This is a genomic window from Pseudomonas sp. SP16.1 (assembly GCF_052682975.1).
Genome location: NZ_JBQYFZ010000001.1, coordinates 5,020,763 through 5,042,021 on the forward strand (window position 1 = coordinate 5,020,763; position 21,259 = coordinate 5,042,021).

At 68.9% G+C, this 21,259-nt stretch carries 24 protein-coding genes; 14 read left to right on the top strand and 10 right to left on the bottom strand.

Annotation, left to right across the window (positions count from 1 at the left end; all coding sequences use genetic code 11):
• Window positions 1-203: 203 nt before the first annotated feature.
• The gene (locus ACUTAF_RS23610; protein ID WP_445582252.1) at window positions 204-1,151 is read right to left on the bottom strand and encodes a GlxA family transcriptional regulator; all 948 of its coding nucleotides are present in this window, start codon (window positions 1,149-1,151) and stop codon (window positions 204-206) included.
• Window positions 1,152-1,376: 225 nt separating this feature from the next.
• Between ACUTAF_RS23610 and choX the strand changes: the two genes are divergently transcribed.
• From choX to ACUTAF_RS23630, 4 genes are all read left to right on the top strand, one after another.
• Complete coding sequence (choX, locus tag ACUTAF_RS23615) at window positions 1,377-2,309, top strand: choline ABC transporter substrate-binding protein (protein ID WP_445582253.1); 933 nt, start codon at window positions 1,377-1,379, stop codon at window positions 2,307-2,309.
• Between the two features lie 94 nt (window positions 2,310-2,403).
• Window positions 2,404-3,288 carry a 3-dehydrocarnitine:acetyl-CoA trimethylamine transferase CdhC gene (locus ACUTAF_RS23620; protein WP_445582254.1) on the top strand — a complete coding sequence of 295 codons (885 nt, stop codon included), beginning with the start codon at window positions 2,404-2,406 and terminating at the stop codon, window positions 3,286-3,288.
• Between the two features lie 136 nt (window positions 3,289-3,424).
• Entirely contained in the window at window positions 3,425-4,390 is a 966-nt protein-coding gene (locus ACUTAF_RS23625) for an L-carnitine dehydrogenase (RefSeq protein WP_445582255.1), read from the top strand.
• A gap of 121 nt (window positions 4,391-4,511) precedes the next feature.
• Entirely contained in the window at window positions 4,512-4,988 is a 477-nt protein-coding gene (locus tag ACUTAF_RS23630; protein WP_445582256.1) for a thioesterase family protein, read from the top strand.
• Between the two features lie 184 nt (window positions 4,989-5,172).
• On the opposite strand, the gene ACUTAF_RS23635 is transcribed toward ACUTAF_RS23630, so the two are convergent.
• Entirely contained in the window at window positions 5,173-5,568 is a 396-nt protein-coding gene (locus ACUTAF_RS23635; protein WP_445582257.1) for a YkgJ family cysteine cluster protein, read from the bottom strand.
• Between the two features lie 255 nt (window positions 5,569-5,823).
• Between ACUTAF_RS23635 and ACUTAF_RS23640 the strand changes: the two genes are divergently transcribed.
• The 7 genes from ACUTAF_RS23640 to ACUTAF_RS23670 all read left to right on the top strand — a co-directional run bounded on the left by ACUTAF_RS23640 (window position 5,824) and on the right by ACUTAF_RS23670 (window position 15,285).
• Window positions 5,824-9,432, top strand: coding sequence for a DUF2339 domain-containing protein (locus tag ACUTAF_RS23640; RefSeq protein ID WP_445582258.1), 3,609 nt, complete (start codon window positions 5,824-5,826; stop codon window positions 9,430-9,432).
• Entirely contained in the window at window positions 9,429-10,781 is a 1,353-nt protein-coding gene (locus ACUTAF_RS23645; protein ID WP_445582259.1) for a DUF3999 domain-containing protein, read from the top strand. Before ACUTAF_RS23640 ends, ACUTAF_RS23645 begins: the two co-directional genes overlap by 4 nt.
• Before the next feature lie 170 nt (window positions 10,782-10,951).
• A complete protein-coding gene (locus ACUTAF_RS23650; RefSeq protein ID WP_445582260.1) occupies window positions 10,952-12,598 on the top strand; it encodes a histidine kinase N-terminal 7TM domain-containing diguanylate cyclase in 1,647 nt (548 codons plus the stop codon).
• Between the two features lie 196 nt (window positions 12,599-12,794).
• Window positions 12,795-13,802 (top strand): class 1 fructose-bisphosphatase, encoded by a 1,008-nt coding sequence (locus ACUTAF_RS23655; RefSeq protein ID WP_445582261.1) that lies wholly within the window; start codon window positions 12,795-12,797, stop codon window positions 13,800-13,802.
• 3 nt (window positions 13,803-13,805) lie between these two features.
• On the top strand, window positions 13,806-14,408 hold the full coding sequence (locus tag ACUTAF_RS23660) for a DUF924 family protein (RefSeq protein ID WP_445582262.1): 603 nt from the start codon (window positions 13,806-13,808) through the stop codon (window positions 14,406-14,408).
• A gap of 70 nt (window positions 14,409-14,478) precedes the next feature.
• A complete protein-coding gene (gene bamE / locus ACUTAF_RS23665) occupies window positions 14,479-14,730 on the top strand; it encodes an outer membrane protein assembly factor BamE domain-containing protein (protein ID WP_445582263.1) in 252 nt (83 codons plus the stop codon).
• Window positions 14,731-14,742: 12 nt separating this feature from the next.
• Complete coding sequence (locus ACUTAF_RS23670) at window positions 14,743-15,285, top strand: lipocalin family protein (RefSeq protein WP_445582264.1); 543 nt, start codon at window positions 14,743-14,745, stop codon at window positions 15,283-15,285.
• A 70-nt stretch (window positions 15,286-15,355) separates the two neighbouring features.
• Here ACUTAF_RS23670 and ACUTAF_RS23675 read toward each other — a convergent pair whose 3' ends face one another.
• A complete protein-coding gene (locus ACUTAF_RS23675; protein ID WP_445582265.1) occupies window positions 15,356-15,793 on the bottom strand; it encodes a hypothetical protein in 438 nt (145 codons plus the stop codon).
• Window positions 15,794-15,872: 79 nt separating this feature from the next.
• Here ACUTAF_RS23675 and pip point away from each other — a divergent pair, with 79 nt between their 5' ends.
• Entirely contained in the window at window positions 15,873-16,844 is a 972-nt protein-coding gene (pip, locus tag ACUTAF_RS23680; protein ID WP_445582266.1) for a prolyl aminopeptidase, read from the top strand.
• Complete coding sequence (gene dtd / locus ACUTAF_RS23685) at window positions 16,841-17,278, top strand: D-aminoacyl-tRNA deacylase (RefSeq protein ID WP_445582267.1); 438 nt, start codon at window positions 16,841-16,843, stop codon at window positions 17,276-17,278. Before pip ends, dtd begins: the two co-directional genes overlap by 4 nt.
• Here the strand turns inward: dtd and ACUTAF_RS23690 are convergent.
• Window positions 17,241-17,738, bottom strand: a complete 498-nt coding sequence (locus ACUTAF_RS23690; RefSeq protein WP_445582268.1) for a DoxX family protein — start codon at window positions 17,736-17,738, stop codon at window positions 17,241-17,243. The two genes, dtd and ACUTAF_RS23690, sit on opposite strands and share 38 nt — an antisense overlap.
• Window positions 17,739-17,824: 86 nt before the next feature.
• On the opposite strand from ACUTAF_RS23690, the gene ACUTAF_RS23695 reads away from it, so the two are divergent.
• Window positions 17,825-18,400: a TetR/AcrR family transcriptional regulator gene (locus ACUTAF_RS23695; RefSeq protein ID WP_445582269.1), complete on the top strand. Its 576-nt coding sequence runs from the start codon at window positions 17,825-17,827 to the stop codon at window positions 18,398-18,400.
• A gap of 31 nt (window positions 18,401-18,431) precedes the next feature.
• Here the strand turns inward: ACUTAF_RS23695 and ACUTAF_RS23700 are convergent, their stop codons facing one another.
• From ACUTAF_RS23700 to hisI, 6 genes are read right to left on the bottom strand one after another with little or no spacing between them, the layout of a single operon-like run.
• Window positions 18,432-19,142 (bottom strand): 16S rRNA (uracil(1498)-N(3))-methyltransferase, encoded by a 711-nt coding sequence (locus ACUTAF_RS23700; RefSeq protein WP_445582270.1) that lies wholly within the window; start codon window positions 19,140-19,142, stop codon window positions 18,432-18,434.
• Window positions 19,139-19,933 carry a twin-arginine translocase subunit TatC gene (gene tatC / locus ACUTAF_RS23705; RefSeq protein ID WP_445582271.1) on the bottom strand — a complete coding sequence of 265 codons (795 nt, stop codon included), beginning with the start codon at window positions 19,931-19,933 and terminating at the stop codon, window positions 19,139-19,141. The genes ACUTAF_RS23700 and tatC overlap by 4 nt, the downstream gene beginning before the upstream one ends.
• A complete protein-coding gene (gene tatB, locus ACUTAF_RS23710) occupies window positions 19,930-20,271 on the bottom strand; it encodes a Sec-independent protein translocase protein TatB (RefSeq protein WP_445582272.1) in 342 nt (113 codons plus the stop codon). Before tatB ends, tatC begins: the two co-directional genes overlap by 4 nt.
• 3 nt (window positions 20,272-20,274) lie before the next feature.
• Window positions 20,275-20,508: a twin-arginine translocase TatA/TatE family subunit gene (tatA, locus tag ACUTAF_RS23715; RefSeq protein ID WP_011920744.1), complete on the bottom strand. Its 234-nt coding sequence runs from the start codon at window positions 20,506-20,508 to the stop codon at window positions 20,275-20,277.
• A 27-nt stretch (window positions 20,509-20,535) separates the two neighbouring features.
• The gene (locus tag ACUTAF_RS23720; RefSeq protein WP_445582273.1) at window positions 20,536-20,868 is read right to left on the bottom strand and encodes a phosphoribosyl-ATP diphosphatase; all 333 of its coding nucleotides are present in this window, start codon (window positions 20,866-20,868) and stop codon (window positions 20,536-20,538) included.
• The gene (gene hisI, locus ACUTAF_RS23725) at window positions 20,861-21,259 is read right to left on the bottom strand and encodes a phosphoribosyl-AMP cyclohydrolase (RefSeq protein WP_445582274.1); all 399 of its coding nucleotides are present in this window, start codon (window positions 21,257-21,259) and stop codon (window positions 20,861-20,863) included. Before hisI ends, ACUTAF_RS23720 begins: the two co-directional genes overlap by 8 nt.

A 21,259-nucleotide genomic window follows, 5' to 3' on the forward strand; every position in this document is an offset into this window, starting at 1 on the left:
CGAGTCGGCTGTCGGCGCTTTGGGGAGAGCTTATCCCTGGGGGGCGGGGCGCCCCGGTGCAAAAACGACTGGGGGTTTGCCGAAAGCGTCAAGCCGAGGTCGCGAACGGATAAGTCGCCGCTTTGCCTGTTTCGGCGCAGCCCGGAGGCAATCCGGGCAATCCGCGGCGGCTGGCCCCGGATTGCATCCGGGTTAGGGCCAACCTAGCGGCCTGGCCGCTCATGGCGATCCTGGCTGGGGCTGGCGGCGAAGCGCCGACGGTAGCAGCGCGAGAAGTACGACGCCGAGTCGAAGCCGCAGGCCAGGCCCACCTCCAGCACGCTGAGGTCGCTCTGGCGCAGCAGCTGGCGCGCCTTGTCCAGGCGCAGGCCGAGGTAGAAGGCCGAGGGCGTGCAGTGCAGGTGATGGCGAAACAGTCGCTCCAGCTGGCGCACGCTGATTCCGACCCGCTCGGCCAGCGCCTCGCAGGGCAGCGGCTGCTCGTAGTGGCGCTCCATCTCGCCGATCACCCGCACCAGCTTCTTGTTGTGCAGGTCGTAGCGGCTGGCGACCTGCAGGCGCTGGTGATCCTGGCGGGTACGGATGCGCCCCAGCACGAACTGCTCGGACACCTGCACCGCCAGGGCCTCGCCATGATCGCGGCCGATCAGCCCGAGCATCAGGTCGAGGCTGCTGGTGCCGCCGGCGCTGGTGATGCGCCGGCCGTCGATCTCGAACAGCTCCTGGGTCACCTGCAGATGCGGATAACGCTCGCGGAAGGCGTCGATCGCCTCCCAGTGCAGGGTCAGGCGCTGGCGCTGCAGCAGCCCGGCCTCGGCGAGCACGAAGCTGCCGGTGTCGATGGCGCCGAGCACCTTCAGTTCAGGCTCGCGGCGTTGCAGCCAATGGGCCAGGTGCGCGTCGTAATGCGCCAGCGGTTCGAAACCGGCGACCACGAACAGCGCCCGGGTCTCTTCCGGCAGCTCCAGGCCGGCCTCGACGTTGAGCGACATGCCGTTGCTCGCCGCCACGGCCTCGCCGTCCAGGCTGAGCAGGCGCCAGCGGTACAGCTCGCCGCGAAAGCGGTTGGCCACGCGCAGCGGCTCGATGGCCGACATCAGGCCCATCATCGAGAAACCGGGCAGCAGCAGGAAGGCGAAGGTCTGGGGCATGGGCGATCCACCGGGCGATTGCCGTGCATAAGACGCCAGGCGTCGGCGCCGTGCAAGGCAGGAGGTCGTATAAGGTCAACAAAGCGTCGGATAAGTAGGAATCTGCCGCCAATGCCCGGCGTAAGGTGGTTTCATCGGGAGACGACGATCCCCGAGCACGGTGGGGGCCCTGGTGCCTCTAGAACAACGAAAGCAAACCGCTGTGACACGATGAGGAGCACCCAGATGAAAGGTCTTACCGCCCTGGCCGCGTGCTGCACCCTGAGCCTGTTCAGTTCTTCCCTGCTGGCCGATGACGCCAGCTGCAAGACGGTGCGCCTCGGCGCCGTCGGCTGGACCGACGTGGTCGCCACCACCGCCGTGGCCAGCGAGCTGCTGCACGGCCTGGGCTACGACACCAAGCAGACCCAGGCCTCGCAACAGATCATCTTCGCCGGCATCCAGAAGGGCCAGGTCGACGCCTTCCTCGGCTACTGGAAGCCGATCATGGACGACAACATCAAACCCTTCCTCGACGCCGGCGCGGTCAAGGTCGCCGCCGAGCCGTCTTTGCATGACGCCGTGGCGGTGCTGGCGGTACCCAGCTACACCGCCGAGCAGGGCCTCAAGACCCTGGCCGATATCGCCAAGTTCAAGGATGAGCTGGACGGCAAGATCTACGGCATCGAGGCCGGCTCCGGCGCCAACACCGCGATCCAGAAGATGATCGACGCCAATCAGTTCGGCCTCGGCGGCTTCAAGCTGGTGGAATCCAGCGAGGCCGGCATGCTCTCGGCCGTCAGCCGGGCGGTGAAGAACCAGAAGCCGGTGGTGTTCTTCGGCTGGCGGCCGCACCCGATGAACCTGTCGATGCCGATCACCTACCTGACCGGCACCGAAGACGTGTTCGGCCCCAACGACGGCGCCGCCACTGTCTCCACCGTCACCGCGCCGGACTACGCCGCGCGCTGCCCCAACGCCAACCGCCTGCTCACCGGCCTGCGCTTCACCAGCGCGCAGGAGGCCGAGCTGATGCAGCCGATCATGCAGCGCAAGGCGCCGGCGCAGGTCGCGCGCGACTGGCTCAAGGCCAACCCGCAGGTGGTCGAGGCCTGGCTCGCCGGCGTGACCACCTTCGACGGCCAGCCGGCCAGTCCGGCGCTGGTCGCCGGCAAATGACGTCGCGCCGGCTCGGCCGGCGCCTGCCTCCATCCACAACCGGCTCGCGGCCTGGCCGCCGGCCTCCGCTCGCCTCCGAGAAGGACTGTCGCTCATGAATCATGAAGTTATCGTCACCTGCGCGGTGACCGGCGCCGGCGACACCGTCGGCAAGCACCCGGCGATCCCGGTCACGCCCAAGGAAATCGCCGCCGCTGCCATCGAGGCGGCCAAGGCCGGCGCCACCGTCGCCCACTGCCATGTGCGCGACCCGCAGACCGGCAAGCCCAGTCGCGACGTGGCGCTGTACCGCGAAGTGGTCGAACGCATCCGCGAAAGCGACACCGACGTGATCATCAACCTCACCGCCGGCATGGGCGGCGATCTGGAGATCGGTCGCGGCGAGCAGCCGCTGGAATTCGGCGCCGGCACCGACCTGGTCGGGCCGCTGCAGCGCCTGGCGCATGTCGAGGAACTGCTGCCGGAGATCTGCACCTTGGACTGCGGCACGCTGAATTTCGGCGACGGCGACTTCATCTACGTCTCCACCCCGGCGCAGCTGCGTGCCGGCGCCAGGCGCATCAGCGAGCTGGGGGTGAAGGCCGAGCTGGAGATCTTCGACACCGGCCATCTGTGGTTCGCCAAGCAGCTGCTCAAGGAGGGGCTGCTGGAAGACCCGCTGATCCAGCTGTGCCTGGGCATCCCCTGGGGCGCGCCGGCCGACACCACGACCATGAAGGCCATGGCCGACAACCTGCCGCCGGGCATCACCTGGGCCGGCTTCGGCATCGGCCGCATGCAGATGCCGATGGTCGCCCAGGCCATGCTGCTCGGCGGCAACGTGCGGGTCGGCCTGGAGGACAACATCTGGCTGGACCGCGGCGTGCATGCCAGCAACGGTCAACTGGTCGAGCGCGCCATCGAGATCATCGAACGCCTCGGCGGCCGCGCCCTGACCCCGGCCGAGGGCCGGGAAAAGATGAAGCTCAAGCGCCGTTAGCACGGTTTTCTCCCCTCTCCCGCTTGCGGGAGAGGAACGGGGGAGCGGGCCTGCGGGCATCCCCCCTAGCCCGGATGCAATCCGGGGCATTCCCCACATCTATCCCCGGATTGCATCCGGGCTACCGGAGTTCACCATGACCTTCGTCACCGATATCAAGACCTTCGCCGCCCTCGGCACCGGCGTGATCGGCGCCGGCTGGATCGCCCGCGCCCTGGCCCACGGCCTCGACGTGATCGCCTGGGACCCGGCGCCCGGCGCCGAGGCGGCTCTGCGCACGCGCCTGGCCAATGCCTGGCCGGCGCTGCAGAGCCAGGGCCTGGCCCCCGGCGCCTCGCTGGCGCGCCTGCGTTTCGTCGCCAGCATCGAGGACTGCGTGCGCGATGCCGACTTTATCCAGGAAAGCGCCCCCGAGCGGCTCGAGCTCAAGCTGGATCTGCACGCCAGGATCAGCGCCGCCGCGCGCCCGAATGTGCTGATTGGCTCCAGCACCTCGGGCCTGCTGCCCAGCGAGTTCTACGAAGGCGCCAGCCACCCCGAGCGCTGCTTGGTCGGCCACCCGTTCAACCCGGTCTACCTGTTGCCGCTGGTGGAGGTGGTGGGCGGGGCGCAGACCGCACCGGAGGCGGTACAGGCGGCGATCGGGGTCTACAGGGCGCTGGGCATGCGCCCGCTGCACGTGCGCAAGGAAGTGCCGGGCTTTATCGCCGACCGCCTGCTCGAAGCGCTGTGGCGCGAGGCGCTGCATCTGGTCAACGACGGCGTGGCGAGCACCGGCGAGATCGACGACGCGATCCGCTTCGGTGCCGGCCTGCGCTGGTCGTTCATGGGCAGCTTCCTGACCTACACCCTGGCCGGCGGCCCGGCCGGCATGCGCCATTTCATGGCGCAGTTCGGCCCGGCGCTCAAATTGCCCTGGACCTACCTGCAGGCGCCGGAGCTGACCGAGGGGCTGATCGACGCGGTGGTCGAAGGCACCGCCGAGCAGCAGGGTAGCCGCAGCCTGGACGAGCTGGAGCGCTACCGCGATGATTGCCTGCTGGCGGTGCTGGAGGCGATCCGCCAGACCAAGGCCAAGCATGGCTTCGGGTTCGCCGAATAAACCGAGTCATTCCCGGTGCGCATGGCGCACCCGCCGAGGTATCCAGCTACTCCGAGCCGCTCCCCTCTCCCGCTTGCGAGAGAGGGGAGCGGGGGAGAGGGCCGCTTCTGGAGTCGCTTACATGTCCGCCAAACCGCTCACCACCCACAGCACCACCATCTCCCCCGACTGGGTCGACTACAACGGCCACCTGCGCGATGCCTTCTACCTGCTGATCTTCAGCCACGCCACCGACGCGTTGATGGATGCGCTGGGCCTGGACACAGCCGGCCGCGCCCGCACGGGTCATACGCTCTTTACCCTGGAATGCCACCTCAACTACCTGGCCGAGGTGAAGGAGGGCGAGCCGGTCGAGGTGCGTACCCAGTTGCTGGCCCACGACGGCAAGCGTCTGCAGATCCACCACGGCCTGTACCGGCCGGGCGAGGACGCCAGCCTGGCGGAAAGCGAGCAGATGCTGATCAATATCGACAGCGCCGCCGGCCGCTCGGCGCCCTTCGACGAGCAGGTGGCGGACAAGGTGGCGCAACTGGCCGCCGAACACCGGGGATTGCCGCAGCCGGCCTGCGTCGGCCGGGTCATCGGCCTGCGCCGCTAGAACTAGAAGAAGCTTCGCCCCGGGGCGGAGCTCCTGCAGTTCCGGGGTGCGCACATGCTTTTGTAGGAGCCGCGCCCCGCGGCGAATGATGGACGTTAGGCAAATCCGGGCGCCGACCAGCAGCTTCGCCCCGAGGCGGGGCTCCTGCAGGTGCGGTGGCGCCTTCTCCCGTCGGCTCGATGGCTTACTTCGGTTTGTAAGCGCAATACCCCGGCCGCGGGCCGACCTTGGGGTGATGGCGGCAGGTGTCCGGGCGCTTGTCGTAGACGGTGCACAGGCGCGTCTTGCGATCGAGGAACAGGCAGTCGTTGTTGGACAGGCGGGTCAGGGTGAAGATGCCCGACTTCTGGTTGAAGCGCTCGACGATGCCGTCCTTCTGCAGGCGCTTGGCGATGTTCTTCGGCGGTTCGCTGCGCTCGAACTCGTCCACCAGCTCCAGGCGGATCAGGTCGTTCAGACGCACCTCCACCGGCAGGGTGCAGCAGCTGGAGTTGCAGCTGTGGCACATGTCGCTGCTGTATTTGGCCCAGGTTTCCAGGCGGTCGAGTTCGGCGGCGGCGATCAGGCGGGGCTTGATCATGGTTGGGCTAGGCCTATCTGTCATGGCGGACTGTTCGCTGCGCGCCCGAGTCCGCCCTACGGTCACGGGGCGGCGATGATAGCGGGCGCGCCGCGTTTGTGAAGCACCGGCTGGCAGTTGCCCACTTTGCGTTGTGCCTGTGACCTGGGTGGCAGTCGTCTCTCTGGGTGTTGGTTGGCACGACTCCTATACTGGCAGCCACCTCGGCTGCCGGCAGGGACGCGAGGACACTTCCACAGCGGTAGGACACAACGCATGCAATGGATCTTCATGCTGGTCGGGCTGGTGCTCGGTGCGGGCGTCAGCGAATCCGTCACTGGTGCCATTCTCGGCGGCCTGCTCGGCCTGAGTCTGGGCCAGGCGCTGCGGCTGCACGGCCTGGAGCAGCGCAACGGGCAACTGGCGGCGCAGCTCGAGGAGTTCGCCGAGCGCTTCGAGCGCGGCACCGGCGCCATCCACGAGCGCCTGCTCAAGGTGGAGCAGGGCGAGCGGGCCGAACCCGAGCCGGCCTCCGCCGAGCCCATGGTCAACGCCGAGCCTCCGCCCGAGCCGGTCGTGGCCGAGACCGCCACGACCGGGCAGACGCCCGAGCCGGAGCTGGACTGGACGCTGGAGCCGGAGATCGAGGCGGCGACGCCGCAGTCTGTCGCAGAGCCTGCACCTGTCGCCGCACAAGTCGCCGATAAACCGCGGCCAGCGCCGCAGGCCGGCCCCTGGAAACCCCGCGAGCCGCGTGAGCCGAACCTGCTCGAACGCGGCTTCGCCCTGGCCAAGGCCTGGCTGCTCGGCGGCAATACCGTGCTGCGGGTCGGCGTGGTGCTGCTGTTCCTCGGCCTGGCCTTCCTGTTGCGCTACGCCACCGAAGGCGTCGAGGTGCCGGTTGAGCTGCGCTACATGGGCGTGGCGGCCAGCGCCCTGGCCCTGCTCGGCCTGGGCTGGTGGCTGCGCCGGCGCAATCCCGGCTACGCCCTGGTGCTGCAGGGCACCGGCATCGCCGTGCTGTACCTGACCGTGTTCGCCGCCATGCGCCTGCACCCGCTGCTCGACCCGGGCATGGCCCTCGGCCTGCTGGTGGCGGTGACGCTGTTCTCGGCCATTCTCGCCGTGCAGCAGAACGCCCTCGGCCTGGCCGCCGCCGCGGCGCTCGGCGGCTTCGCCGCGCCCATCCTCGCCTCCACCGGCAGCGGCAACCACGTCGCGCTGTTCTCCTACTTCGCCCTGCTCAACGCCGGCATCTTCGCCATAGCCTGGTTCAAGGCCTGGCGCCTGCTCAACCTGATCGGCTTCGTCGGCACCTTCGGCATCGGCTTCGCCTGGGGCCTGCGCTCCTACACACCGGAGCTGCTGGGCAGCACCCAGCCCTTCCTGGTCCTGTTCTTCCTGATGTACGTGGCCATCGGCCTGCTGTTCGCCCGGCGCAAGCTGCGCGAGGCGAGCGACGCCCCCGAGGACCGCGACGCGCTGCTGCGCTGGTCGGCGCGCCGCGGCGACTACGTCGACGCCACCGCGCTGTTCGGCCCGCCGTTGATCGGCTTCGGCCTGCAGGTGGCGCTGGTGCGCCATATCGAGTTCGCCGCCGCCTTCAGTGCCCTCGGCCTGGGCCTGTTCTATCTGCTGCTGGCGCGCCTGTTGCAGGCGCGCGCCGGCGAGCGTGCGCTGCTGCTGGTGGAGAGCTGCCTGGCGCTCGGCGTGGTGTTCGCCAGCCTGGCCATCCCGCTGGGCCTGGATGCGCGCTGGACCTCGGCGGCCTGGGCGGTGGAGGGCGCCGGCATCTACTGGCTCGGCCTGCGCCAGGGCCGGCCGCTGGCGCGCGGCTTCGCCCTGCTGCTGCAACTGGGCGCGGCGCTGGCCTTCCTCCATGGCCTGGATGCCGGCTCCGGCCGCCTGCTCGACGGCTCGCCGTTGGGTGCCTTGATGCTCGGCGCGGCTCTGCTGTTCAGCCACTGGCAGCTGCGCCGCACGCCCGAGGCCGCCAGCGCCTGGGAGAGCCGATTGTCGCCCTGGCCGGCCGTCGCCGGGCTGGCCTTCCTCTATCTGATCGCGCCGCTGCTGTTCGAGGCCCCCGGCACGGCCATCGCCTGGGCGCTGGCGGGGCTGGCGACGCTGCTGGTGGGCCTGCGTAGCGGCGCGCGCAGCTTCGTGTTCAGCGCCTTCGCCGTGCAGTTGCTCGGCGGCCTGCTGTTTCTCGGCCAGATGGCGCTGGATTCGCTGTTCGGCCGCGGCGGCTTCGATGCCGGCTGGTTCGGTCTGCTGGCGGCGTCGCTGCTCGGCTTCGGCCTGATCGCCGGCATGCTGCTGGCGGCGCGCGATCCGCAGATCCGCGCCAGCCGCCGCCTGCTCACCGGGCTGTCGCTGGTGCTGCTGGTGGGGCTGGCCTTCGTCAACCTGGCGGTGCTGTTCGTTCTGCCCTGGGTCGCCGCCGCGGCGGTGTGGGGCGGCAGCGGCCTGCTGATCCTCTGGCTGGCGCTGTACCTGCAGCAGCGCGCGGCCTTCTACTTCAGCCTGGCGCTGCAGCTGTTCGCCGGCCTGGCCTTTCTCGCCGCCGGGCCGCTGCTGCTGGCGGGGCTGAGCGGCGAGGGCCTGACACCCCTGGCGCATACCGGCTTCTGGACGCCGGCGGTGCTCGGCCTGGCCGCGCAGGTCGGGGCCTGGCGCCTGCAGGCGCTGGCACGGCGCGAAGGCGCGGGGCTGGAGGGCGTCAGTCTGCTGCGCCTGGGCCAGCTGCTGCTGGTCTGGGGCGCGGCCTGGTGGGGCCTGGCGCTGGCCAGCGAGGTGCTGCGCTTCGCCGCCCCGGCGCTGCAGCCGACCCTGCTGCTCGGCCTGGCCGCCGCTGCGGTGGCGCTCTGGCTGCCGCTCGCCGCGCGCGCCCAGTGGCGTGAGCTGGCACTGCTGTGCAGCCTGCTGGCGCCGTTGGGCGGATTGATCCTGCTGCATGCCTGGCATGGCTGGTATCACCCGGCGGCGCATTTCGGCTGGCTGGCCTGGCTGGGCCTGTTCGCCGTGCATTTCCTCGTCCTGCGCCGGCTCGGCCCGCTGTTGCCGCGCCGGGCGGCGAGCGCGGCGCACGTGCTGGGCTGCTGGCTGCTGCTCGGGGTGCTGGCGCTGCAGCTGCGCTACCTGCTGCTGAGCCTGGCCGATCACTACAACGCCTGGCGCTGGCTGGGCTGGGCGCTGCTGCCGACGCTCTATCTGTGGGCGATGGCGCTGCCGCGCAGCTGGCCCTGGCCGTTGTCGGCGCATGCCCGCGACTACCGCCTGCTGGCCGCCGCGCCGCTGGCCGCGGCGATGCTGGGCTGGTTCTGGCTGGCCAACGCGCTCAGCGCCGGCGACGCCGAGCCGCTGGCCTACCTGCCGCTGCTCAACCCGCTGGAACTGGGCCTGCTGCTGTGTCTGGGCGCGCTGTATCTGTGGGCGCGCTTCGCCCTGGCCGAGGCCGGCCTGGCGTCGCCATACGCGCCGCAGCTGCTGCAGGCGGTGGCCGGGCTGTCGCTGTTCGCCCTGCTCACCGCCATGGTCATGCGCAGCGCCCATCACTGGGGCGGGGTGCCCTGGCAGACCGCGGCGCTGCTCGATTCGATGCTGGTGCAGGCCGGGCTGTCCATCGTCTGGACCCTGATCGCCCTGCCGCTGATGCTGCTCGGCCACCTGCGCGGGCGCCGCGAACTGTGGCTGGTCGGCGCGGCGCTGATCGCCGTGGTGGTGGCCAAGCTGCTGTTCGTCGAGCTGGGCAACCGCGGCGGCCTGGAGCGCATCGTGTCCTTTATCGGCGTCGGCGTGTTGCTCCTGGTGGTGGGCTATTTCGCCCCGCTGCCGCCGCGCAAGGTCGAGGCCCCGTCAACCAGTGAGCAGGAGCACGCCGCGTGAACATCATCCGTTTGGGGCTGGGACTGGCCCTGCTGCTGGGTAGCGTCGTGCAGGCCGCCGAGCGTCCGCAGGACTTCCAGCGGACGCTGCCGCTGCAGCTGTCCGGCGAGGGGCCCTGGTATCGCCTGGAGCTGCCGATCGCCGCCCACCTGGTGGCTCGGCATGGCGATCTGCGCGACCTGCGGGTGTTCGACGCGGGCGGCCAGGCGCAGGCCTATGCGCTCATCCCAGGGCGCAGCGAGACCCTGGAACACGAGCAGGAGCAAGGCGTGCGCTGGTTCCCCCTGCACGGCCGCGCCGACGCCGAGCAGGCGCCGGCGTTGCGGGTCGAGCGCAGCACCACGGGTACCCTGATCGAACTGAGCGGAGCCGCCGCCGAGCCGGGCCAGCAGCTGCGCGGCTGGCTGCTCGACGCCAGCGCCATCGACGCCCCGCTGGTGCGCCTGAGCCTGGACTGGAGCGGCGGAGAGGAGGGCTTTCAGCGCTTCGCCATCGAAGCCAGCGACGACCTGCAGCACTGGCGCAGCTGGGGCGACGGGCAGCTGGCACGGCTGAGCTTCGCCGGCGACCGTATCGATCAGCGCCAGGTGGAGCTGCCGGGCCAGCCGGCGCGCTATCTGCGCCTGCTCTGGCGCAGCCCGCAGCAGGCGCCGCAGCTGCAGGCGGTGACCCTGCGCAGCCGCCGCCAGGACCAGCAGCCGGCGCCGCTGGTGTGGTCCGAACCGCTGCCGGCGCAGCGCACCGGCGACGGCCGCTACCAGTGGCAGTTGCCGCTGGCCCTGCCACTGGAGCGCCTGCGGGTGCCGCTGGAACAGGCCAACAGCCTGGCGCCGGTGCGTTTCGAGGCGCGCAGCGGCGAACAGGGCGCCTGGCGACCGCTGGTCAGCGGCCTGCTCTACCGCCTGCCGGAGAACGGGCGCGAGGTGGTGCGCGACGAGCTGGCGCTGCCGGGTTGGCCGGTGCGTCAGTTGCGTCTGCAGCTCGATGCCCGCGGCACCGGTCTGGGCGATACTCCGCCGCAGGTGCAGCTGGGGCTGCGCGCGACCCAGCTGGTCTTTCTCGCCCGCGGCGAGCCGCCGTATCGGCTGGCGCTGGGCAGCGCTCGCGCGCAATCGGCGGCGCTGCCGCTGGCCAGCCTGATCCCCGGCTACCGGCCCGAGCGCCTGGCCGAGCTGGGAAGGGCCGCGCCGGGCGAGCTGGCCGACCCTCTGCAGCAGGGCCCCACCGAGCCGCCGGGTGACTGGCGACGCCTGGGGCTTTGGGCTGTACTGCTGCTGGGTGTCGGCCTGCTTGCGATGATGGCCGTCAGCCTGCTGCGGCGCCCGCCGGGCGAGCGCCAGCGGCCATAAAAAACCCTGCTGGAGCAAGGGTTTTACAGTATCTTAGGCGCTCCGCGCCAATCCAGCAGCCGAGGTCAGGAAGGCCCCTTGCGTATTTCGATTTGCGTCTTCGCCGAGCGGCCCGGCAGCCTGGCCGCCACTTCCATTGCTCCGCTGCTCCTGGCGCGAGGGTTTGCCTGATGCAGGCCTGCCTGGCTTCCGGCTGGAGCCTGTCGCCGCCGGTGCTGATGACCCTGCTGGTGTGTTTCGGGGTGATCCTGCTGGCCCACTGGGTGACCCGCCAACGCGATTTCCCCGGGCGTGACAGCTTCATCCTGCTGCATCTGGCCAGTCTCTGGTGGATGGCCGTCGCGGCGCTGGAAATGAGTTTCTTCGCGCCCGAATGCAAGATGTTCTGGGCCAGCATGGCCTGGCCGGGCATCGTCTCCACGCCGACCTTCTGGGCGGTATTCCTCTGGCAGTACGTCAACAGCATGCGCACGCCGCTGAGCCGCAGCGGCGTCCTCGGCCTCAGCCTGGTGCCGCTGCTGGTCTGGGGACTGGCGCTGAGCAATCCCTGGCACGGCCTGTTCTACGGCGCCGGCAGTGCGCCGATCGACGCCAGCCCGGGGGCGCCGGTGCGCTATCAGCACGGCCCGCTGTTCTACGCCACGGCGCTCTACGTCTACCTGTTCATGGCCTTCTGCATGGGCGTGGTGATCCGCGCCGCGGCGCTCAGCCAGGGCCTGCACCGCCGCCATTACCTGGCGTTCGTGCTGGTCACCGCGGTGCCCTGGGTGGCCAACGTCGGCTACGTGGGGTTCGGCTGGACGCTGTTCGGCTTCGACCCCACCCCCTTCAGCTTCGCCTTCACCCTGCTGGCCTTCGCCTGGCTGATCGTCGGCGTGCGCCTGTTCGACCTGCTGCCGGTCGCTCGTCACCTGCTGCTCGAGGCGCTGCTCGATCCGGTACTGGTGATCGACCCGCGCGGACGGGTGGTCGAGGCCAACCCCGCGGCGCTCAAGCTGGCGGGCTTGCAGCACGGCTGGCAGGGGCGGGCGCTGGACGATTGGCCGGTGTTCGGCGCCGATATGCAGCACCTGCTCGAGCAGCACGCCGCGGAGCAGGACCAGCCGCTGACCCTGACCAGCGCGGCGCGCTACTACGAGGTACGCGTCCGCGCCATCGAGCGCGCCACCCGTCACGGCCCGGTACTGCTCGGGCGCATGCTCTACGTACGCGACGTCACCCAGCGCCACCTCGGCGAGCTGAAGCTGGCCGAGGCGCTGGCCGTCAGCGAGGAGCGCCTGCGCACCATCACCAGTCTGCACGAGCAGTTGCGCGAGCAGGCGCTGTGCGATCCGCTCACCGGCCTGTACAACCGTCGCTACCTGGACGAATTTTTCGCCCGCGAACTGGCTCGCGCCCAGCGTGAGCGGATTCCGCTGGCCTTGGCGCTGATCGACCTCGACCACTTCAAGCGGCTCAACGACGAATGCGGCCACCTGGTCGGCGACGACGTGCTCAAGTCGGTGGCCCAGCATCTGCTGGAGAACCTGCGCAGCACCGACGCGGTGTTCCGTATCGGCGGCGAGGAATTCCTGTTGATCCTCCCGGGGCTGGACTCGAAGGCCGCCACCAGCCGCCTGGAAGCGCTGCGCCTGCAGCTGGCCCAGGTCGCCCAGCCGACGCGCATCGGCGCGCTGCCGGTGACCATGTCGGCCGGCATCGCCCTGTGGCCGGTGCATGGCGACGAGCTCGACGGCCTGCTGCAAGCCGCCGACGTCGCGCTCTATGGCGCCAAGCGCAACGGCCGCAACCGGGTGCAACTGGCGGCCGTGGGCTGAACGCAACTGGCGTCGGGCGTCAGCGCCGCCCCCTGCCGCGGACAACCGCTGCCCGGCACCAGGGCTCGCGCTGGCGTGAGGCAGTTGGCCAGCTGCGCGTTCCGTCAGTTTCTCCCCTCCGCGCGCGGTCGCGGGGAGGCGGGCACGCCGGGAACGGGTTAAACTGCGCGGGTTTTTTCCCTATCCGGAGCTGTCCATGTCCCGCGTCACCCTGAGCCGCTACCTGATCGAGCAGACCCGCAGCCACAATACCCCGGCCGATTTGCGCTTCCTCATCGAGGTTGTGGCACGCGCCTGCAAGGCCATCAGCCACCAGGTGTCCAAGGGCGCCCTCGGCGGCGTGCTCGGCAGCATGGAAACCGAGAACGTGCAGGGCGAGGTGCAGAAGAAGCTCGACGTGCTGTCCAACGAGATCCTCCTGGAAGCCAACGAGTGGGGCGGCCACCTGGCCGGCATGGCCTCCGAAGAAATGGACAACGCCTACCAGATTCCCGGCAAGTATCCCAAGGGCGCCTACCTGCTGGTATTCGACCCGCTGGACGGCTCCAGCAACATCGACGTCAACGTCTCGGTCGGCACCATCTTCTCGGTGCTGCGCTGCCCGGACCGCAACGGCGAGTGCGGCGACCTCGGCGAGGAGGCGTTCCTCCAGCCGGGCACCCAGCAGGTGGCCGCCGGCTACGCCATCTACGGTCCGCAGACCATGCTGATGCTGACCCTCGGCGACGGCGTCAAGGGCTTCACCCTGGACCGCGAGCTGGGCTCCTTCGTGCTCACCCACGACAACATTCGCGTGCCGGAGGCGACCAAGGAATTCGCCATCAACATGTCCAACCAGCGTCACTGGGAGGCTCCGGTGCAGCGCTACGTGTCCGAGCTGCTGGCCGGCGAGACCGGGCCGCTGGGCAAGAACTACAACATGCGCTGGATCGCCTCGATGGTGGCCGACGTGCATCGCATCCTCACCCGCGGCGGCGTGTTCATGTACCCGCGCGATGCCCGCGAGCCGGAAAAGCCCGGCAAGCTGCGCCTGATGTACGAGGCCAACCCGATGTCGATGATCATCGAGCAGGCCGGCGGCGCCGCCACCAACGGCTCGCAGCGCATCCTCGACATCCAGCCGGAATCCCTGCACCAGCGCGTGGCGGTGTTCCTCGGCTCGAAGGAAGAAGTGCTGCGCGTCACCGCCTACCACCGGGGCTGAACCGTGCAGCCCTGGCAGCCGCTGCTCGACTGGTGGTTCGGTGCCGTCCCCGCCAGCGCCGTCGAGGTGGCGGCGGCGCGCCAGCAGCTGTGGTTCGGCAAGCGGGACAGCCAGGATCGAGAGGCGCGTGAGCGTTTCGCCGGGCAGGTCGAACAGGCGCTGGCCGGCGAGTTGCAAAGCTGGACGCAATCTCCCCGGGGCTGGCTGGCCAATCTGATCCTGCTCGACCAGCTGCCGCGCATGATCTTCCGCGACACGCCGCGCGCCTTCGCCGGCGACCCGCTGGCGCGGGCGCTGCTGCAGCAGGGGCTGGAACAGGGCCTGGATCGGCAACTGACGGCGATCGAGCGGGTATTCGCCTACATCGTCTTCGAGCATGCCGAGGACCTGGCCCTGCAGGAGTGTGCCGTCGAGTTGTTTCGGGGGCTGCACGAGGCGGCCGCTGCGGATGAGCGCGATCTGTTCGGTAACTTTCTCGACTTCGCCGAACGCCACCGGCAGGTGATCGCCCGTTTCGCCCGTTTCCCGCATCGCAACGCCATTCTCGAGCGTTCCTCGAGCGTCGAGGAAGAGCTTTTCCTGCGGGAACCCGGTTCGCGTTTCTGAACTCCAAGCGGGCAAGTTGCAGCTCGCTATGCCAAGCTAGCCGCGTTCCCTTCCCTCAGGAGTGCCCTCCATGTCCAAGCGTGTCGTCGCGCTGCTCGCCTGCTGTCTGCTGGCTGCCTGCAGCAAGGTCAACCAGGAAAACTATGCCAAGCTCAAGGCCGGCATGAGCAAGGACGAGGTGGAAAGCCTGCTCGGCGCGCCGGGCGAGTGCGCCGGTGCCCTGGGCATGTCCAGCTGCACCTGGGGCGACGACAAGAGCTTCATCAGCGTGCAGTACGCCGGCGACAAGGTGATGATGTTCTCCGGCAAGGGGCTCAAGTAAGCAGGAGGCTGCATGCGTTCCATCATTATCGCCGGTGCCTTCCTGGCCCTGCTGGGCTGTGCCAATTCCGGTACCGGAAACATCGTGCAGGAGCCGCCGCAAACCGTGCAGGTCGACCTGCAGCGCTACCAGGGCACCTGGTACGAGCTGGCGCGCCTGCCGATGTTCTTCCTGCGCAACTGCGTTCAGTCCGAGGCGCATTACCGCCTGCGGGACGACGAGCGCATCGAGGTGACCAACCGCTGCCGCGATGACGACGGCGAGTGGCAGGAGGCCAGGGGCGTCGCCGAGCCGCAGGTCGAGGGGCGCACGGACAAGCTCTGGGTGCGCTTCGACAACTGGGCTAGCAAGCTGCTGCCGATCAAGGGCGACTACTGGGTGCTCTACCACGACGAGGATTATCGCGTGGCGCTGGTCGGCCATCCGCAGCGCAAGTACCTGTGGCTGCTGGCGCGCACCCCGCAGGTGGACGCCGCCACGAGCGACGAGCTGCTGGCGGTGGCGCGCGAGCGGGGTTACGACACCGCCGAGCTGATCTGGCGCCAGGCCGACTAAGGGCCTGTTTGCCTTGGCCCGGATGCAGTCCGGGGATGTGGCGCTGGATGTCCCCCGTAGTTCATCCGGGCTACTCCCAGTTCAGGCGCGCCAGTTTCCATTCGTCATCTTCCAGCCACCACTCCAGCTTCAGCGAATAGTGCCTGGCGCTGTCGGGGATCAACCCTTCGGCGCCGCTCAGGCCGACCAGGGCTTCGGTATGCCCCTTGCTGCCGATCGCCGAATCGATCCAGCTGCGCTTGCCCAGGGCGATGACCCGGACGTTCTTGTGGCGCAGGAACAGCAGGGCCATGGTGCGCTTGGCCCAGTCGCGATCCAGCTCCTCGCCGGCACGGAAGTTGCCGTGCAGCTGCTCCATCACCGCGCCGGACTGCTTCGCCTCGAGCGCGTCCTGCAGTTGCTCGACGGCTGCCTCGAGGGTGGCCTGGGGATCGTCCCTGGCGCCGCAGCCGCTTAGCAGCAGGGCGACGAAAAGCGCCGCCGGCCAGAGGAAAATCCGTGTCGACATGCTGAACTCCCTTTTCATGGTTATGATGCCCGGCAGAGCGGAACACGGCAGTTGTAGCCCATCGAGCCAGGAGCCCACCATGCAGACTTTGTATCCGGAGATCAAACCCTACGCCCGTCACGAACTGGCGGTCGAATCGCCCCATGTCCTATATGTGGACGAGAGCGGTTCGGCGGACGGGCTGCCGGTGCTGTTCATCCATGGCGGGCCTGGCGCCGGCTGCGATGCCGCTAGCCGGCGCTATTTCGATCCCAATCTCTACCGCATCGTCACCTTCGACCAGCGCGGTTGTGGCCGCTCCACGCCGCACGCCAGCCTGGAGGGCAATACCACCCAGGCGTTGATCGGCGATATCGAGCGTATCCGCGAGCACTTGGGGATAGACAAGTTCGTGCTGTTCGGCGGCTCCTGGGGCTCGACCCTGGCGCTGGCCTACGCCCAGGCGCACCCGCATCGGGTGCTGGGGCTGATCCTGCGCGGCATCTTCCTGTGCCGGCCGCAGGAGTTCCGCTGGTTCTATCAGGAGGGCGCCAGCCGCCTGTTCCCCGACTACTGGGAGGACTACCTCGCACCGATCCCGCTGGAGGAGCGCGGCGACCTGATGCAGGCCTTCTACAAGCGCCTGACCGGCCCCGACCAGATCGCCCAGATGCACGCCGCCAAGGCCTGGTCGAGCTGGGAGGGCCGCACCGCCACGCTGCGCCCCAACCCGCAGGTGGTCGAGCGCTTCAGCGAGGCGCACCGCGCGCTGTCCATCGCCCGCATCGAATGCCACTACTTCGTCAACGACGCCTTCCTCGAACCCGACCAGTTGCTCCGCGACATGCCGAAGATCGCCCACCTGCCGGGCATCATCGTGCACGGCCGCTACGACGCCATCTGCCCGCTGGACAACGCCTGGGCGCTGCATCAGGCCTGGCCCAACAGCGAGCTGCAGATCATCCGCGACGCCGGCCACTCGGCCGCCGAGCCGGGCATCACCGATGCCCTGGTGCGCGCCGCCGAGCAGATGGCCCGGCGCCTGCTCGACCTGCCGCCGGAGGACGCATGAAGCTGCTGATCCAGCGCGTCGGCGCAGCGAGGGTTGAGGTCGAACACGAGGTGGTGGGCAGCATCGACCAGGGGCTGCTGGCGCTGGTCGGCATCGAGCCGCAGGACGATCAGGCCAGTCTTTCCCGCGCCCTGCACAAGCTGCTGAATTACCGCGTGTTCAGCGACGAGGCGGGCAAGATGAACCGTTCGCTCAAGGATATCGGCGGCGGATTGCTGCTGGTCTCCCAGTTCACCCTGGCCGCCGATACCAGGAGCGGCATGCGCCCCAGCTTTTCCAGCGCCGCGCCGCCGGCCCAGGGCGCCGCGCTGTTCGAGGCGCTGGTCGAGCTGGCGCGCGCGCAGCACCCGCAGGTGGCCTGCGGGCGTTTCGGCGCCCATATGCAGGTGCATCTGGTCAACGACGGGCCGGTGACCTTCCTCCTGGAAAGCTGAACGGCTGTGGCCAGCGCAGCCACTCGGCGGCATACAGCGTCCAGAGGATGATCAGCGGCTGGAACGGCAGGCGCAGCCAGTAGTACCACTGCACGCTGGGCAGGCCGTCGACCTGCAGCCCATGCGCGGCGTTGTGCAGGTTGGCTGGAAACACGCAGACGAAGTACAGCGCCAGCAATCCCCCCGCCAGCCTGCGCGTGCGAGGCCAGAGCAGGCCCAGTGCACCGGCGATCTCGCAGGCGCCGGTCAGCAACACCAGCTCCAGGTGCCAGGGTAGATAGGGCGGCATCATCGCCAGGTAGCGCGCCGGGGTCAGCCAGTGATCCGCGCCGATCAGCAGCAGGGCCAATGCCAGGGCCAGGCGCATGCGTGCCGGCCAGCTTGTCGGCCCGGCGAGGCCCAGGCGGGCGGGCAGCGCGGCGAGCAGGGTGAAAACCAGCAATAGGGCAACGAATAGCATGGCGGTTCCTCCGAGCGGAGCTGGTGCCCGTTGCCCGCTGCGGGCATAATGTGGGCGGTGTCAACATATTAGAGGGGATGTTGCTGGTGTCAACATGCGAGGAAGCGGGCACTCGCGCCTATCACCATGGTGATCTGCGCTGCGCCCTGCTGGCGGCGGCCGGCGAACTGCTGAGCGAGGGCGGCGCAGCGGCGGTCAGCTTGCGCGAGGTTGCGCGCCGCGCCGGGGTTTCGCATAACGCCCCCTACCGGCATTTTTCCGATCGCGATGCCTTGCTGGCGGCCCTGGCTGCCGAGGGTTTCGCCGAGCTGAGTCGACGTATGGCGCTGCTACCGGCGTCGCGCCTGCAGGCGTTGGGGCAGTGCTACGTGGCCTTCGCCCTGGAACAACCGGGGCGCTTCGCCCTGATGTTCGGCGGCGTGGCGGAAAAATCGCGCTACCCGCAGCTGCAGCAGGCGGCGCAAGCCCTCTACCGGCAGCTCGGGGCCAGCGTGCAGGCCGCGGCGCCAGGCCGGGATCCGGCGACCGCCAGCCTGGCGGCCTGGAGCCTGGTGCACGGGCTGGCGCAACTGCTGCTGGATGATCAGCTGCCCGGCCAGGATGCGGCGGCCGCCGCTCAGGCGGTGACCGGTTTGTTCGTCGCCGGATTGGGCGGCGCCTAGCCCGTCGCGATCATCCGCGATGGGCGCGGGTTCAGAACAGCCGCGCCAGCAGCGCCGGCACCGCCGTTTCCACCCGCAGGATGCGCTCGCCGAGTTGTACCGGTCGCAGTCCGGCGGCCTGGCCCAGCAGTTCCACCTCGTAGGGAATCCAGCCGCCTTCCGGGCCGATGGCCAGGGTGACTGGACCTTCGACCGCACGCGGGCAGGGCGGATGGTCGCCTGGATGGCCTACCAGGCCGAGCGAACCGGCGGCAAGCAGAGGCAGACGATCCTCGACGAAGGGCTTGAAGCGCTTTTCGATCAGCACCTCCGGCAGCAGGGTGTCGCGCGCCTGCTCCAGGCCGAGGATCAGTTGTTCGCGGATGGCTTCGGCTTCGAGGAAGGGGGTCTGCCAGAAGCTCTTCTCCACCCGGTAGCTGTTGACCAGCACCAGGCGCGGCACGCCCATGGCGGCAATGGTCTGCAGGGTGCGCTTGAGCATCTTCGGCCTGGGCAGGGCCAGTACCAGGGTCAGCGGCAGCTTGGCCGGCGCTGCCTGGGTCAGCTCGACCTCGAGTTCGGCGTGCGCCTCATCGAGGCTGAGTAGATGACCTTCGCCCATCAGCCCGCCGAGGCGGCCGACCCGCAGACGGTCGCCAGCCGCCGCGCGATGCACCTCGTGCAGGTGTTTCAGCCGCCGGCCGCTGAGGCGGACGCGATCGACACCGACGAAATCGGCGTCTTCCAGCAGCAGCAGGTTCACGGCTGCGGCGCGGGGGGCTGGTCTTCGGGCTTGGCCTGTTCCTCGTCCGACTCCTGTTCGCGGTTGCGCTTGACCAGGGCTCCGGCCAGCACGCCGGTCTCGAACAGCAGCCACATCGGCAGGGCCAGCAGGGTCTGCGAGAACACGTCCGGCGGGGTCAGCACCATGCCCACCACGAAGCAGCCGACGACCACGTAGGGCCGGCTCTTGCGCAGGGTGGCGACGTCGACGATGCCGACCCAGATCAGCAGGAAGGTGGCGATGGGGATCTCGAACGCCACGCCGAAGGCGAAGAACAGCGTCAGCACGAAATCCAGATACTGGCCGATGTCGGTCATCATTGCCACGCCCTCGGGCGTCACGCTGGCGAAGAAACCGAACATGATGGGAAACACCACGAAGTAGGCGAAGGCCATGCCGGCGTAGAACAGGAAGATGCTGGAGATCAGCAGCGGCACGGCGATGCGCTTCTCGTGGGTGTACAGCCCCGGCGCGATGAAGCCCCAGGCCTGGTGCAGGAGCACCGGCATGCCGAGAAACAGCGCGCACATCAGGGTCAGCTTGAACGGCGTGAGGAAAGGCGAGGCGACACCGGTGGCGATCATCGTCGCGCCTTCCGGCAGGTAGGCACGCAGTGGCGCGGCGACCAGCGCGTAGATGTCCTGGGCGAAGTAGAACAGGCCGCCGAAGATCAGCAGGATGATCACCACGCAGCGCAGCAGGCGCGTGCGCAGTTCGGTCAGGTGCGAGACCAGGGGCATTTCCTGGTCGGCGTCCGGCAATCGGCTCATGGCTGGGGATTCTTGTCCTGGGCGGCGGGCTGTGGCGGCTCGGCGGCGCGCTTGTCGGTCTCGCTGGTCGGCTTGAGGCTGGTGGTGTCGAGGATGTCCTGCTTCATCGCCTGCATTTCTCGCTCCAGCTCGAGAATCCGCTCGTTATGCAGCTGGCGGCGGATCTCGTCGGCGCCGATCTCGCGTTCCACCTCAGCCTTGATCGCGCTGAAGCTGCGCTTGATCCGGCCGATCCACAGGCCGGCAGTGCGCACCGCGCCGGGCAGGCGCTCGGGGCCGAGCACCAGCAGGGCGACCAGGCCGACCAGCAGCAGTTCGGTAAAACCGATGTCGAACATGACTCAGTCTTTCTTCGCCGGCTCTTCGACCTTGCGCGCCTGGGCGTCGATGGTCTGCCCCTTCGGCTCTTCGACTGCCGGTTTCTCGGCTTCGCCGTTGTCCATCGACTTGCGGAAGCCCTTGATCGCGTCGCCCAGGTCCGAACCCAGGCTCTTCAGGCGCTTGGTGCCGAACAGCATGACGACGATGAGCAGTATGATCAGGAGTTGCCAGATGCTGATGCCACCGAATCCCATGATGCGTTCTCCGAAGTAAGAGGTTGTTCAGTTTTGCGGCCGTGCGGCTTTTTCCGCATGGCCGGACAGGCCGAAACGACGATCCAGCTCGTCCAGCACGGCCTGCGGATGCTGGCCGAGGGCGGCGAGCATGACCAGGCTGTGGAACCACAGATCGGCGGTTTCGTAGATTACATCCTTGCTGTCGCCGCTGACGGCAGCGTCCTTGGCGGCGAGGATGGTTTCCACCGATTCCTCGCCGAGTTTTTCCAGAATCTTGTTCAGACCCTTGTGGTACAGGCTGGCGACGTAGGAGCTGTCGGGGGCAGCGCCCTTGCGCGCCTCCAGCACCTCGGCCAGACGATTGAGGGTGTCACTCATGGCTGTGTCCTGCATAGATGGCGTGCGGGTCTTTGAGCACGGCGTCGACGGTTTTCCAGCCGCCCTCTTCGTAGACGCGGTAGAAGCAACTCTCGCGCCCGGTGTGGCAGGCGATGCCGCCCAGTTGCTCGACCATGAGGATGATTACATCGGCATCGCAGTCCAGGCGCAGCTCGTGCAGCTTCTGCACATGGCCGGACTCCTCGCCCTTGCGCCACAGTTTGCCACGCGAGCGTGACCAGTAGATGGCGCGCTGCTCGGCGACCGTGAGCGCCAAGGATTCGCGGTTCATCCAGGCCATCATCAGGATGCGCCCGCTCCGGTGGTCCTGGGCGATGGCCGGCACCAGGCCGTCTTCGTTCCAGCGGATTTCGTCGAGCCAATCGTTCAT